This window comes from Rhodovastum atsumiense (genome assembly GCF_937425535.1).
Taxonomy (GTDB): Bacteria; Pseudomonadota; Alphaproteobacteria; order Acetobacterales; family Acetobacteraceae; genus Rhodovastum; species Rhodovastum atsumiense.
Map to the genome: position 1 here is coordinate 4,482,164 of NZ_OW485601.1, position 12,939 is coordinate 4,495,102.

The 12,939-nt window shown below is 68.7% G+C and carries 11 protein-coding genes; 5 read left to right on the forward strand and 6 right to left on the reverse strand.

Going from position 1 to position 12,939, the window contains the following annotated elements; translation table 11 throughout:
* Positions 1-19: 19 nt before the first annotated feature.
* From prpF to NBY65_RS20210, 6 genes are all read right to left on the reverse strand, one after another.
* A complete protein-coding gene (gene prpF / locus NBY65_RS20185) occupies positions 20-1,201 on the reverse strand; it encodes a 2-methylaconitate cis-trans isomerase PrpF (protein ID WP_150042888.1) in 1,182 nt (393 codons plus the stop codon).
* An 86-nt stretch (positions 1,202-1,287) separates the two neighbouring features.
* Complete coding sequence (gene acnD, locus NBY65_RS20190; RefSeq protein ID WP_150042887.1) at positions 1,288-3,903, reverse strand: Fe/S-dependent 2-methylisocitrate dehydratase AcnD; 2,616 nt, start codon at positions 3,901-3,903, stop codon at positions 1,288-1,290.
* An 11-nt stretch (positions 3,904-3,914) separates the two neighbouring features.
* Positions 3,915-4,580, reverse strand: a complete 666-nt coding sequence (locus NBY65_RS20195; protein WP_239002930.1) for a GntR family transcriptional regulator — start codon at positions 4,578-4,580, stop codon at positions 3,915-3,917.
* 134 nt (positions 4,581-4,714) lie between these two features.
* Complete coding sequence (locus NBY65_RS20200; RefSeq protein WP_150042885.1) at positions 4,715-6,049, reverse strand: paraquat-inducible protein A; 1,335 nt, start codon at positions 6,047-6,049, stop codon at positions 4,715-4,717.
* Between the two features lie 10 nt (positions 6,050-6,059).
* Positions 6,060-6,632 (reverse strand): PqiC family protein, encoded by a 573-nt coding sequence (locus NBY65_RS20205; RefSeq protein ID WP_150042884.1) that lies wholly within the window; start codon positions 6,630-6,632, stop codon positions 6,060-6,062.
* The gene (locus tag NBY65_RS20210; RefSeq protein ID WP_150042883.1) at positions 6,629-8,320 is read right to left on the reverse strand and encodes a PqiB family protein; all 1,692 of its coding nucleotides are present in this window, start codon (positions 8,318-8,320) and stop codon (positions 6,629-6,631) included. The genes NBY65_RS20205 and NBY65_RS20210 overlap by 4 nt, the downstream gene beginning before the upstream one ends.
* Positions 8,321-8,728: 408 nt before the next feature.
* Here NBY65_RS20210 and NBY65_RS20215 point away from each other — a divergent pair, with 408 nt between their 5' ends.
* The 5 genes from NBY65_RS20215 to NBY65_RS20235 all read left to right on the forward strand — a co-directional run bounded on the left by NBY65_RS20215 (position 8,729) and on the right by NBY65_RS20235 (position 12,925).
* A complete protein-coding gene (locus tag NBY65_RS20215; RefSeq protein ID WP_150042882.1) occupies positions 8,729-9,340 on the forward strand; it encodes a hypothetical protein in 612 nt (203 codons plus the stop codon).
* Positions 9,341-9,540: 200 nt separating this feature from the next.
* Positions 9,541-10,968, forward strand: a complete 1,428-nt coding sequence (locus NBY65_RS20220; RefSeq protein WP_150042881.1) for a DUF1254 domain-containing protein — start codon at positions 9,541-9,543, stop codon at positions 10,966-10,968.
* A 121-nt stretch (positions 10,969-11,089) separates the two neighbouring features.
* A complete protein-coding gene (locus tag NBY65_RS20225; protein ID WP_150042880.1) occupies positions 11,090-11,386 on the forward strand; it encodes a hypothetical protein in 297 nt (98 codons plus the stop codon).
* Between the two features lie 202 nt (positions 11,387-11,588).
* The gene (locus NBY65_RS20230; RefSeq protein ID WP_203330609.1) at positions 11,589-11,729 is read left to right on the forward strand and encodes a hypothetical protein; all 141 of its coding nucleotides are present in this window, start codon (positions 11,589-11,591) and stop codon (positions 11,727-11,729) included.
* Between the two features lie 209 nt (positions 11,730-11,938).
* Positions 11,939-12,925, forward strand: coding sequence for a fatty acid desaturase (locus NBY65_RS20235; protein WP_162530716.1), 987 nt, complete (start codon positions 11,939-11,941; stop codon positions 12,923-12,925).
* Positions 12,926-12,939: the final 14 nt, after the last annotated feature.

Sequence of the window (12,939 nt, forward strand, 5' to 3'; positions counted from 1 at the left end):
ACCGCCCTTTGGCCGGTTCTCACCCGGCGAACGGCACGTGCACCCAGCCCTGCATCAGCACGCGGGCGCTGCGGCTCATGATGGCCTTGCTGACCGCCCATTCGCCGTTCACCAGTTGCGCCTTCGAGCCGACGCGCAAGGTGCCCGACGGATGCCCGAAGCACACGGTTTCCCGCTCGCCGCCACCCGCGGCCAGATTCACCAGCGTGCCGGTCACCGCGGCCGCCGTGGCGATGGCGACCGAGGCCGTGCCCATCATGGCATGGTGCAGCTTGCCCATCGACACCGCCCGGACCAGCAGGTCGATGTCGTTCGCACTGATCTTCTTGCCACTGGAAGCCGTGTAGTCCTTCGGCGCGGCAACGAAGGCGATCTTCGGCGTGTGCTGGCGTGACGCGGCTTCCTCCAGCCGGGAGATCAGCCCCATCTTCAGCGCCCCGTGGGCGCGGATCGTCTCCAGCCGGGCCAGCGCCGCCGCATCGTTGTTGATGTCGTCCTGCAGTTCGGTGCCGGTGTAGCCGAGCGCCTGGGCTTCCAGGAAGATCGTGGGAATGCCGGAATTGATCATGGTCGCCTTGAACGTGCCGATGCCCGGCACTTCCAGCGTGTCCACCAGCTTCCCGGTCGGGAACAGGGCGCCGCCGTCGCCTTCCTCGGCCGGATCGAGGAATTCCAACTGGATCTCGGCGGCCGGGAAGGTCACGCCATCCAGTTCGAAATCGCCGGTTTCCTGCACCTCGCCGCCCGTCATCGGCACGTGCGCGACGATGGTCTTGCCGATATTGGCCTGCCAGATGCGGATGACCGCGATCCCGTCCTGCGGCACGCGGGCCGGTTCAACCAGGCCGTTGCGGATCGCGAAGGGGCCGACCGCGGCGGAGAGGTTGCCGCAATTGCCGCTCCAGTCGACGAACGCCTTGTCGATGGACACCTGCCCGAACAGGTAATCGACATCGTGATCGGCCCTGGTGCTGCGGCTCAGGATCACGGTCTTGCTGGTGCTGGAGGTGGCGCCCCCCATGCCGTCGATCTGCTTGCCATAGGGATCGGGGCTGCCGATGACGCGCATCAGCAGCCGGTCACGGGCCGGACCGGGAACCCGGGCCGCCTCGGGCAGGTCATCCAACGCGAAGAAAACGCCCTTGCTGGTGCCACCGCGCATGTAGGTGGCGGGAACCTTGATCTGGGGAGCGTGGGCCATGGTCGAATCCTGGGAATGCCGATGAAGGGAACGTCGCGCCGGCGAAGGCACCGGAGAAGGTGCCTTCGCCTGTCGTGAGGGCTGCCTCAGCCGGCCTGGCGGCCACCTTGCGGGGCCGCCGCCGCTTCCAGGAAGTCCTGCGCGAAGCGCTGCAGCACGCCGCCGGCGTTGTAGATCGACACCTCCTCGGCGGTGTCCAGGCGGCAGGTGACCGGCACCTCGACGGTGCTGCCGTCGCGACGATGGATCACCAGCGTCAGGTCGGCGCGCGGCGTGCGCTCGCCCGTCACGTCATAGGTCTCGGTGCCGTCGAGCCCCAGCGTCAGCCGGTTGACCCCAGGCTTGAACTCGAGCGGCAGCACGCCCATGCCGATCAGGTTGGTGCGGTGAATGCGCTCGAAGCCCTCGGCGACGATCGCCTCGACGCCGGCCAGGCGCACGCCCTTGGCCGCCCAGTCACGCGAGGAGCCCTGGCCGTAATCCGCGCCCGCCACGATGATCAGCGGCTGCTTGCGGTCCATGTAGGTCTCGATCGCTTCCCACATGCGCAGCACCTTGCCCTCCGGTTCCACGCGCGCCAGCGAGCCCTTCTTCACGCTGCCGTCCGGATTGCGCACCATCTCGTTCAGCAGGGTCGGGTTGGCGAAGGTCGCGCGCTGCGCCGTCAGGTGGTCGCCGCGATGGGTGGCGTAGGAATTGTAGTCTTCTTCCGGCAGCCCCATCTTCGCCAGGTATTCGCCGGCGGCGCTGTTCGGCAGGATGGCATTGGACGGCGACAGGTGGTCGGTGGTGATGTTGTCGCCCAGCACCGCGAGCGGGCGCAGGCCGCGCAGCGTGCGCTCGCCGGCCAGCGCGCCTTCCCAGTAGGGCGGGCGGCGGATGTAGGTGCTCTGCGGGCGCCAGTCGTACAGCGGGCTGACCGCCTGGCGTGCGCCCCGATCGCCGAACATCGGCGCGTAGACATTGCGGAAATGCTCGGGCTTCACCGCCGCCGCGACCACGGCGTCGATTTCCGCGTCGCTCGGCCAGATATCCTTCAGGCGGATTTCCTGGCCGTTCGCATCGACGCCCAGCACGTCCCGCTCGATGTCGAAGCGGATGGTGCCGGCGATGGCATAGGCCACCACCAGCGGCGGCGAGGCAAGGAAGGCCTGCTTCGCGTAGGGGTGGATGCGTCCGTCGAAGTTGCGGTTCCCCGACAGCACCGCAGTGGCATACAGGTCGCGGTCGATGATCTCCTGCTGGATCTTCGGGTCCAGCGCACCGGACATGCCGTTGCAGGTGGTGCAGGCGAAGGCGACGATGCCGAAGCCGAGCTGTTCCAGCTCCGCGGTCAGGCCCGCCTCGTCCAGGTACAGCGCCACCGCCTTCGACCCCGGCGCCAGCGAGGATTTCACCCAGGGCTTGCGGGCGAGGCCGGCACGGTTGGCGTTGCGCGCCAGCAGGCCAGCGGCGATCACGTTGCGCGGGTTGGAGGTATTGGTACAGCTGGTGATGGCGGCGATGATCACCGCGCCGTCGGGCAGCAGGCCCGGCTCTTCTTTCCAGGCTGCGGCGATGCCACGGGTGGCGAGGTCGGAGACCGGCAGGCGGCGATGCGGGTTGGACGGGCCGGCCAGCGTGCGCACGACGCTCGACAGGTCGAAGCGCAGCAAGCGTTCATATTGTGCGCCCGCCAGCGTGTCCGACCACAGCCCGGCGGTGCGGGCATAGGTTTCCACCAGCCTGACCTGGGCATCCTCGCGGCCGGTGAGGCGCAGATAGGCGATGGTCTGCGCGTCGATCGCGAACATCGCCGCCGTCGCGCCGTATTCCGGCGCCATGTTGGAGATGGTGGCGCGGTCGCCCAGGGTCAGGCTGGCGGCGCCCTCGCCGTGGAATTCCAGGTAGGCGCCGACGACCCGCTCCTTGCGCAGGAACTCGGTCAGCGTCAGCACGATGTCGGTGGCGGTGATGCCGGGTTGGGGACGGCCGGTCAGCTCGACGCCGATGATGTCGGGCAGGCGCATCCAGGAGGCGCGGCCGAGCATGACGTTCTCGGCTTCCAGGCCGCCGACGCCGATGGCGATGACGCCCAGGGCATCCACGTGCGGCGTGTGGCTGTCGGTGCCGACCAGCGTGTCGGGGAAGGCGACGCCATCAATGGCGTGGATCACCGGCGACATCCGCTCCAGGTTGATCTGGTGCATGATGCCGTTGCCGGGCGGCACGACATCGACGTTCTCGAACGCCTGCTTGGTCCACTCGATGAAGTGGAAGCGGTCCTCGTTGCGGCGGTCCTCGATGGCGCGGTTTTTGGCGAAGGCATCCTTCTCGAAGCCGCCATGCTCCACCGCCAGCGAGTGATCGACGATGAGCTGCACCGGCACCACCGGGTTGACCTTGGCCGGATCACCGCCCTTGTCGGCGATCGCGTCACGCAGGCCGGCAAGATCGACCAGCGCGGTCTGGCCGAGGATGTCGTGGCAGACCACCCGGGCCGGATACCACGGGAAGTCGAGGTCACGCTTGCGCTCGACCAACTGCCGGAGTGCGTCGGTGAGCAGCGCGGGATCGCAGCGGCGCACCAGGTTCTCGGCCAGCACCCGGGAGGTATACGGCAGGGTGTCATAGGCGCCCGGCGCGATCGCCTCGACGGCGGCACGCGCGTCGAAATAATCCAGCCCGGTGCCGGGAAGGGATTTACGATATTGCGTGTTCATGTGCTGGCTTTCTACAGGATTTGTTGTTCGATATTGAGACGGGAGGTGCGGATGTGACGCCGCATCAGCATCTCCGCCAGTTCGCCGTCACCCTCGGCGATGGCGTCGAGGATGCGATGATGTTCGGCAAAGGCCTGCGCGGGGCGGTTCGGCGTGGCCGAGTACTGGATGCGGTACATGCGGGCGAGCTGATACAGGTCATCGCAGAGCAGGCGGATCAGCATGCGGTTCCCGCTCCCCTGGACGATGCGATAATGGAAGTCGAAATCGCCTTCCTGTTGATAATAGCCTCGGCCGGCCTGGAAGGCTTCGTCGCGCTCGTGCTCGCGCAGCACGCCGCGCAGGGCCTCGACCTGCTCGGGCAGCATGCGTTCCGCCGCCAGCCGGCAGGCCTGGCCTTCGAGCAATTCACGGATCTGGTAGAGCTCGCCCAGTTCCTGCCGGCTCAGCGAGACCACGCGCGCGCCTACGTGGGGTACCCGCACCAGCAGCTTCTGGCCCTCCAGGCGGTGCAGCGCCTCGCGCAGCGGGCCGCGGCTGATCCCATAGGCGCGCGCCAGTTCCGGCTCGGAGATCTTGCTCCCCGGCGCCATGTCGCCTTTGACGATCGCCGCCTGGATCTGCCTCAGGACGTGGTCGGCGAGCGTCTCGCCCTCGACGGCGCGGTCATTTGGCACTGGTACGGTCTTTTGCACGGTGTCGACAATGTTGGCGCAAATGCACGATTAGCCGGGGCGGTTATGACGTTCGGCTTGAACATTGTCAACAATCCGGGGTATGCCAGGGGCGCGGGCGCGCAAGGCGCCGGGGCTCAGGGCGGCAGCGGTTCCGCCGCCCGCCCGCGCCGATCCGCGGCGGCGGCGGCATCCCACATCAGGCGCGGATCGAAGCTCTCGGCGGCGAGCATGGTGAGGATGACGACGGCACAGAAGGCGACGGCGCCGACGCCCGGCTCGATCGTCACCACCCGGCCGAACTGCACCAGCGCCCCCAGCAGCGATTCCATGTAGATGTCCACCATCGACCAGCGGCCGATGCCCAGCACGATGCCATAGAGCCGCGTGCGCTCGACCAGCCAGCGCGCCGCGCCGAGCTGCGTGCAGGCGAGCATGAACATCAGCGCCGTCAGCTTGAGCACCGGCACGGCGATGCTGGCGGCGAAGACCAGCGCCGCCAGCGGCCACATCCGCGCCGCCACCAGTTCCACCACGCCGCCCAGGATGGTGCTCGGCGCGCCGGCGCCAAGCTGCATCACCGTCAGCACCGGGTAGTAATTCGCCGGCACGTAGCAGATCAGCGCCGCGAGGCAGAGCGCCCAGGCACGGGCGATGCCGTTGGGCTTGCGGCGATGCAGGGCGGCGTCGCAGCGCCGGCAGGTGGCGTGGCCGTGCTCCTGCGGCGCCGGCTGCACATGGCCGCAGACATGGCAACTGACCGGGTCGGCGGGCAGGGCCGGACGGGCGCCCGGGGCGGGCAGGGGCGGATCGGCGACGCCCCGGCGCTGCATCTCCTCCCAGATCGCCGGCGGCGACAGCTCGCTGTCGAGCCAGGTCATGACGAAGGTCAGCACACCCAGGGCGAACAATGCCGGGCCGATGCCGATCTGCACCAGGTCCTGCAGCTTGGTGTAGGCGACGAAGGCGCCGAGCAGGAACACCTCGATCATCGACCAGGGCGTGAGCCACAGCACCGCGCGGAACAGCAGGCGCAACTGGCGTGGCGGGCGTTGCCGGCGCAGCAGCAGCAGCACCGTGAGCAGCCCGGCCAGCAGGGCAAAGGGAGCGACCAGCGTGGTGAAGCCGACCACCAGCGCCAGTTCCCACATGCCGCGGCGCCACAGCTCCATCGGCCCGCCGAGCAGGTCCGCCTGGTGGGAGATGCCGACCGTGGAAACCGTCATCATCGTCATGGTGGCGACCACGCCCAGCAGCACCAGCGCCGCCGCGGCCAGGGCGGCGCCATGGCCAAGCGGATCGCGGTGGCCGCGTCGCAGCACCCGGTCGCACCGCCAGCAGCGTGCGGTCATCCCGGCGCCGAGTGGCGGCACCAGTTGGAAAGCACCGCAGCCATGGCATTCGTGCCAGGAACTGACAGGGCCGGAGGCGGGCGGCCGCGGCGGGTCGGAGGGCAGCGGCTGCGCGCGCACCGCCGCCGCCTCAGCGTCCCGCCAGCGAGGCGGCGATGCGGTCGGCCAGTTGCCCCACCGCGACGCTCCGCGCCGCGACCTGGCCGCGGATGCCGGGCGAGGGCGGGGGCACCCGGATCTCGACGTCGCGGGTGAGGCCGGGGCCACGCGCGGGGGTGATGCCGTACTGGGCGCGCAGCACCACGGTGCCGTCCTGGTCGGCGTCCAGGCGCAGCAGGTTCACCTCCACCGTCGCTTCCGGCATGGCGGTGATGGCGCCCGCCTCGGCCAGCACCGAACTGCCAGGCAGGCGCTGCGACAATTCCTCCACCAGGACGCGGTTGAGCATCGCCCCGAGCGGCTCGCCCCACCAGTCGTTGTCGGCCAGCATCAGCTGGTAGCCGGTGGAGGAGAGCACGATCTGCGGGCGTTCCAGGTAGCGGGCGAGGCTGACGCTGCGCAGCCCCACCGTTTTCGGCGCCACACCCTGAAGCGGCGTCCCCTGCACCGGGGCAAGCGTGTAGAGCGTGGGATTGGGCGAGGCCAGGCAGCCGCCGAGCAACGACAGGAACAGCAGCAAAGCGGGCAGGCGGCGGCGGATCATTTGGTCACTCCCACATCGGGGCGACCGCGCAGGATCGCCTCGGGATGGCGGGCGAGGATGTCGGACAGCACCCGCACGGCCTGCGCGGTGTCGTTGAGCTGCGCCAGCAGGCGGTCGATGTTGCGGTAGATGCGCGAGTTCTCGCCATAGCCGGTGTCGATGCCGAGCATCAGCCGGTTCAGCCGGGTGACGGATTCCTGCAGCCCAGCGGCGATTCCGGGCAGGCGCTGCAGCGCCGGCGCCGCGGCGCTGTCCAGCCCCTTCATGAAGGTCTGTGCCGCGCCGACTGTCCCCTGCAAGGAGATCAGGGTCTGGCGCAGCGCCTCGCTGTTGACCAGCGTGCTGGTGCCGGCGAGGGTGGCGTTGATGTTCTCGCCGATCCGGTCGAAGGGCACTTTCTCCAGCTTGCCGATCAGGCCCTGGGCCGCCTCGACGATGCCGGCGATCTGGTCGGGAACGGTGGGTACCACGAAGGCACCGTTCTCGATCTTCACTTCGGCGGGTGGCGCGTCGGCGACGAAGGTGAAGGCAATGGATTTCTGCCCGGTGAGCAGGTTGGTGGTCTGCAGTTGCGCACGCAGGCCCTGTCCCACCAGCCGGGTGAGGTTGGCGAGCGGGCCGCGCCCGGCGGCCTCGGCGCTGTCGGCGATGCGTTCCGGCTCTATCTCGAAATGCACCGGCACGCGCAGCGAATCGCTGGCGCGGTCGTATTCGAGCGAGAGGCCGGTCACCTCGCCGATGCGGATGCCGCGCAGCGTCACCGGCGCACCCTTGGCGAGTCCATCGACGGCACCGGGGAAATAGGCGACGCCCTGGATGCGGCGACTGTAGCCGGCCCCCTCGGCGGCGGCCTCGTCGGCGAAGAGCGGGAACACGGCATCCTGCGCGGTCACGCGGGGGCTGGTGGGGCGGGAGGGCGTCTCGAAGGCGATGCCGCCGAGCAGCACCGCGCGCAGGGATTCGATGCGCAGACGTACGCCGTCGCCGCCAAATTGCAGGCTGATGCCGGAGGCGTTCCAGAACCGCGTTTCCTCGTGCACGTAGCGGTCATAGGGCGCGCGCACGAACGCGTGGATGGTGACGCTCTCGGCCATGTCGGCGACATCCCAGCCCAGCACCTCGCCCACGGTCAGGCCACGGAAGAACAGCGGCGAGCCGGCGCTGATCGAGCCGATCCGGGTGGCCTTCAACAGGAAGGTGTGGCCGGGCACGGTGGTCTGCAGCACCGGCGGATCCTCGAGCCCGGTGAAGCTGCGCTGGGCGCGGCCTTTCTCGGCCGAGGGCAGGATGGCGATGTAGGAGCCGGAGAGCAGCGTCTCCAGCCCGGAGATCGCGCCGGCGGAAAGACGTGGGCGCACCACCCAGAATTTTGCGCGCTCGTTCAGCAGCGGTTCGGCTTCCGGCGTCATGCGCGCGATGACGGTGACGTGGGTGAGATCGGGTGCAACCGTGACGCTCTGCACCGTGCCCATCACCACGTCCTTGTATTTCACTTGCGACTGGCCAGCCTGCAGGCCCTCGGCGCTTTCGAAGGTGATTGTGATCAGCGGCCCGCGGCTGGACAGCGTGGTCCATACCAACCATGCGGCGATCAGCACCGCCACCAGCGGCACCAGCCAGATCGCCGAAGGGCGCTGTCGGACGGTGACCCGGGCCTGTGACGAGTCGGCATCCGCGGCCTGGCTCATGTTGGTGATGTCCCCGCGAATCCTCGGGACGGATCATAATGCAGCGGGAGCGCAATGGCGAAGTTCCTTTGCGCGACTGGACGGGCAGGCGGCGCCGCCGCGCCCGCATGTCGCGCGCAAGCGCATATTCCGCGCAGGGGAATGCGCGCGATTCATATTTTATATGTGTAACGAAGCGCCCTGGTTGCATGGCGTCCCCCAGGGGCAATCCCGGCGCAGGTTGTCACGGAACGTGACCGTGCCTCTTGCTGATTGTGGAAAACGATCGGTTTCCATTTCTGCGCTACATGCGGTATCGAGCGCCGGAAGGTTCCGCTCGCGCTGCGGGCCGGTGGGGGCCGGCGCGCACATCGTCCGGGCCGTCCGGCCCGGATGTCCCGATGTCACTGGCCGATGAGGAGGAACACCATGTCACGTCGTCTTTCGATCCTGACCGTCGTCGCGGCGGCAGCGGCCTTGCCGCTGCTTGCCGCGCCCGTCTCCGCGCAGGGGGTGCCGCCGCAGCCGGGCGCGATCACCAGCCCGGTCCCCTCGCCCGAGGCGGTGACGATCCACGCGAAGATCAGCGCCATCAATCCGTCGACCCGTGCCGTGACGCTGACCGGCGCCAATGGCCAGAGCGTGACGCTGAAGGCCGGTCCGCTGGTGGATCTGAACCGGCTCAAGCAGGGTGACACCGTCAACGCCAAGTACTATCGCTCGGTGTCGTTCCTGTTGTCCTCGCCGGGCGAGCCGGTGCCGGAAAGCGAGATCGTCGCCGCCGCCGCGCGCAAGGTGACAACGCCGGGTGGGGATGCGCTGGTGCTGACCCGGCTCAGCGTGATCGTGGTCGGCATCGACATCCCGGCGCACAGCGTCGATGTGGTGGACCCGAGCGGTGGCGCCGTCCGCACCGTCATCGTCACTGATCCGGCGCGGATCGCGTTGCTGCCGGAACTGAAGGTGGGCGACGCGATCACCGCGGTGGTGAGCGAGGCGCTGGCCGTTTCCATCCAGCCCGCCGAGAAGAGCTGGTTCTGACCGGCGCAGGCCGCCCTCCGGTGTGGGGGGCGGCCGTGTGGGGCCGGGCGGCTTGTGGCGTCCGCCCTGGCTGACGCGTTGGTTGGATCGGGGGGGCGCAAGGCACCGGGCGGCTTGCTGTCCCCCGACGATCCGCCGCCGGGCTTCGGCCCGCGATGGCGAGGGATCGTGGCATGATGCCGCCTGGGAGGAACATGCGCATGCGCATCACCCGTCGGGACCTGGGTCTCGGCCTGTTGTTCGGCGCCGCGGCGTTTCGTCCGGCGCAGGCGAACTGGGACAGTACGCTGCTCGCCGATGTCGAGGGGCTGGAGGAATTCCTGCCCGCCATCAACGCCTATATCTATGGGTATTCGCTGGTCACGCTGGAGATGACACGGCGGGTGATCACCAATGTCGTGGCGCCGGCCGGCACGCGTGGGCCGATGGGGCAGTTCATCCGGCTGCGCCAGTATCCGGACGCTTCGTTCCGCGACATCACCGCGCCCAATGCCGACACGCTCTACACCACGGCCTTCGTCGATGTCGGCAAGGAGCCCTGGGTGCTCAGCCTGCCCGACATGCAGGGCCGCTATTTCCTGTTCCCGCTGCTGGACGCCTGGACCAACGTGTTCCAGTCGCCGGGCAGCCGCACCACCGGCACCGGCGCGCAGACCTACGCGATCACCGGTCCTGGCTGGCGGGGCAGCCTGCCGCCGGGCGTGGTGGAATACAAGTCACCCACCAGCCTGGTGTGGGTCCTCGGCCGGATCTACTGCAGCGGCACGCCGGAGGATTATGCCGCCGTACATGCGTTGCAGGATGCCTGCCAGCTGGTGCCGCTGAGCGCCTGGGGCAAGGAATGGACGCCGCCGCCGGGGCAGGTGGATCCGGCGATCGACATGAAGACGCCGGTGCGCACGCAGGTGAACCGGCTGGATGCGGCGACCTATTTCACCCTGCTCGCCCGGCTGCTGAAGGACAACCCGCCGGCGGCGGCGGATGCGCCCATCCTGCCGACGCTGGCGCAGCTTGGCATCGTGCCCGGCCAGGATCTCGACCGGTCCCGGTTCAATGTCGATTTCGCCAGCCGGGTGCCGCAACTGGCACTCGACCGCATCAAGCTGCATTTCCGCTTCAGCGGCGGCGACATGCAGAACGTCAAGGGCTGGATCTTCACCACGAAGACCGGGCAGTACGGCACCGACTACCTGCAGCGTGCCCTGGTGGCCATGATCGGGCTCGGCGCCAACCTGCCGCAGGACGCGGTCTATCCGGTGTCGAAGGTGGACGCGGACGGCAAAGCCTATAACGGCGCGAACAGCTACGTGCTGCATTTCCCCAAGGGCGCGGCCCCGCCGGCGAAGGGGTTCTGGTCGCTGACGATGTACGACGAGCAGCTTTTCTTCGTTCCCAACACGCTGAATCGCTATTCCATCAGCCTGCGCCAGACCCCGCGCTTCAACGCGGACGGGTCGCTCGACCTGTTGATCCAGCATGCCTCGCCCGGGCCCGACAAGGAAGCCAACTGGCTGCCCGCGCCGGCGGGCGGGTTCGTGCTGATGCTGCGCATGTACTGGCCGGACCAGGCGCCGCCGTCGATCCTGGACGGATCCTGGACGCCGCCTGGCGTCATCCGCCAGGGCTGAAACGGGCACGGCCACCCGGTGAGGCAGCCCGCACGGATCCGGTCCCGCCCGGTCTCCGGGCCCGTGCGGAAGGCAGCCTCGCCGGCCTTGCGCGAAGGGCCCGGATTCCATGGAGGGGAGAATGAGACGATGGCTCCTCGCCGGCCTCGTGTTGTCGGCGACAGGCTGCGCAACGCAGGCCAGCTACCAGCGGCACGTGGATGGCTTCATCGGGCAGGACGCGACCCGGCTGTATCTGGGCTGGGGCGCCCCGATGCGAATGGCGCCGCTTCCGGGCGGTGGCCTGGCCGTCAGCTTCCTCTCGAACGTGCTCGCGAGCCCCGGCTTCGGCTGGCGTGGCTGCGAGACCACCTTCATCCTCGATCAGGACGGCATCGTCCGATTGGCATCGTTTCACGGAAATAACTGCCTCCTGTAGGGCATTTGCCGTTCGCCCCGGCATGGGGCGCATGGGTGGCCGGTCGACCCCCGCGACGGCCGGAGAGCACGGAATGTTGCTGGCTCCCGGACTGTTATTTCCAGGATCGTCCCCCCACCTCCGGTAGACGGGCGCACCTGCCTTCGCTCGCGATCACGGCGCGATGCCTCGAAACGCGGGCGTCCATCATCAGGAGAGAGTCATGGCCAAGGGCCAGAAGCGAAGCAGCCGCGAGCCGAAGAAGCCAAAGCAACCGAAAGTGAAGGTCGTCCCGTCCACCTCCGCGTTCACCTCCACGTTCGCGGCAGTGCGCGCACAGGCGACGCCCGCGAAGAAGCCATAGCGGCGAAGGGACTTGAAACCCTAGCAGCGAAGGAGAGCGGGGGGCCGTCGCAATGCGCGCGGACGCGATTTCCGTGTCCGCACGCGATGTCCCAGCAGGAAGCACCACACATTCCCATGCTCCATCCGGCAACCGCGACTCTCCGCCGCCCCGCAGACGATCTTCGCGCGGCCGCCCTTTGTTTCCAGCAGTCACTGCCGCGCGCTGCCATGGCCCAGCTTGCCACGACCGTGCTGCCGCTGGTGGCGCTCCTGGCCGCCATGCATATCGGCCTGGCCGCCGGCTGGTGGTGGCTGGTGCCGCTGCTGACCCTGCCTGCCGTGGGGCTGACGGTGCGGACCTTCATCATCCAGCATGACTGCGGCCATGGCTCCTTCCTGTCGTCCCGGTTTGCCAATGACGCGATCGGGCGGCTCTGCTCGCTCTTCACGTTCACGCCTTACGCGCACTGGCGCCGCCAGCACGCGCAACACCACGGCACGTGGAACGATCTCGACCGTCGCGACGGTCGTGGAAGCGACATCTACTCGACCTGCCTGACCGTCGCCGAATACGCCGCTCTCAGCCCGCGGGGACGGCGGTGGCACCGCCTGCTGTGCCACCCCGCGGTGGCGCTGCTGCTGCTGCCGCCCTTCATCTTTCTCGTCCTCTACCGCGTGCCCTTCGACACCCCCGCCGCCTGGCGGAACGAGCGCCGCAGCGTGCACCTGACGAATCTGTCACTCCTTCTTTTCTACGGCGGCCTTGGCTTGCTGCTTGGCTTCGCGCCGGTCGCCCTGGTGCTGTTCACGGTGATGATCCCGGCGAGCATCGTCGGGGTCTGGCTGTTCTCGCTGCAGCACCGGTTCGAAGGGGCATACTGGGCCCACCATGCCGAGTGGGACCCGGTGAGCGCAGCGATCCGCAGCAGCTCCTTCCTCCGCCTGCCGCGGGTGCTGCAGTGGTTCACGGGCAGCATCGGCTTCCACCATGTCCACCACCTGGTGCCCAGGGTGCCGAACTACCGGCTGGAGGAATGTCACCAGGCGCATCCGGCATTCGACGGCGCGCGCGTGCTCACGTTGAAGGATGGTCTCCGCGCGTCCCGGTACGTTCTCTGGGATGACGATGCCGGCCGGATGGTGACCTTTGCGGAGGTGGCGGTCCGACGTCCGACGACACGGCCGTCCATGCAGCCGGGCTTCGACGCCACCTGACCGCTCCGCCCGCC

Coding starts and splice junctions, on each gene's coding strand:
- acnD (WP_150042887.1), bottom strand. CDS start 3,903: ATGAACACGCAATATCGTAAATCCCTTCCCGGCACCGGGCTGGATTAT.
- NBY65_RS20230 (WP_203330609.1), top strand. CDS start 11,589: ATGGCCAAGGGCCAGAAGCGAAGCAGCCGCGAGCCGAAGAAGCCAAAG.
- NBY65_RS20215 (WP_150042882.1), top strand. CDS start 8,729: ATGTCACGTCGTCTTTCGATCCTGACCGTCGTCGCGGCGGCAGCGGCC.
- NBY65_RS20220 (WP_150042881.1), top strand. CDS start 9,541: ATGCGCATCACCCGTCGGGACCTGGGTCTCGGCCTGTTGTTCGGCGCC.
- NBY65_RS20235 (WP_162530716.1), top strand. CDS start 11,939: ATGGCCCAGCTTGCCACGACCGTGCTGCCGCTGGTGGCGCTCCTGGCC.
- NBY65_RS20205 (WP_150042884.1), bottom strand. CDS start 6,632: ATGATCCGCCGCCGCCTGCCCGCTTTGCTGCTGTTCCTGTCGTTGCTC.
- NBY65_RS20225 (WP_150042880.1), top strand. CDS start 11,090: ATGAGACGATGGCTCCTCGCCGGCCTCGTGTTGTCGGCGACAGGCTGC.
- prpF (WP_150042888.1), bottom strand. CDS start 1,201: ATGGCCCACGCTCCCCAGATCAAGGTTCCCGCCACCTACATGCGCGGT.
- NBY65_RS20210 (WP_150042883.1), bottom strand. CDS start 8,320: ATGAGCCAGGCCGCGGATGCCGACTCGTCACAGGCCCGGGTCACCGTC.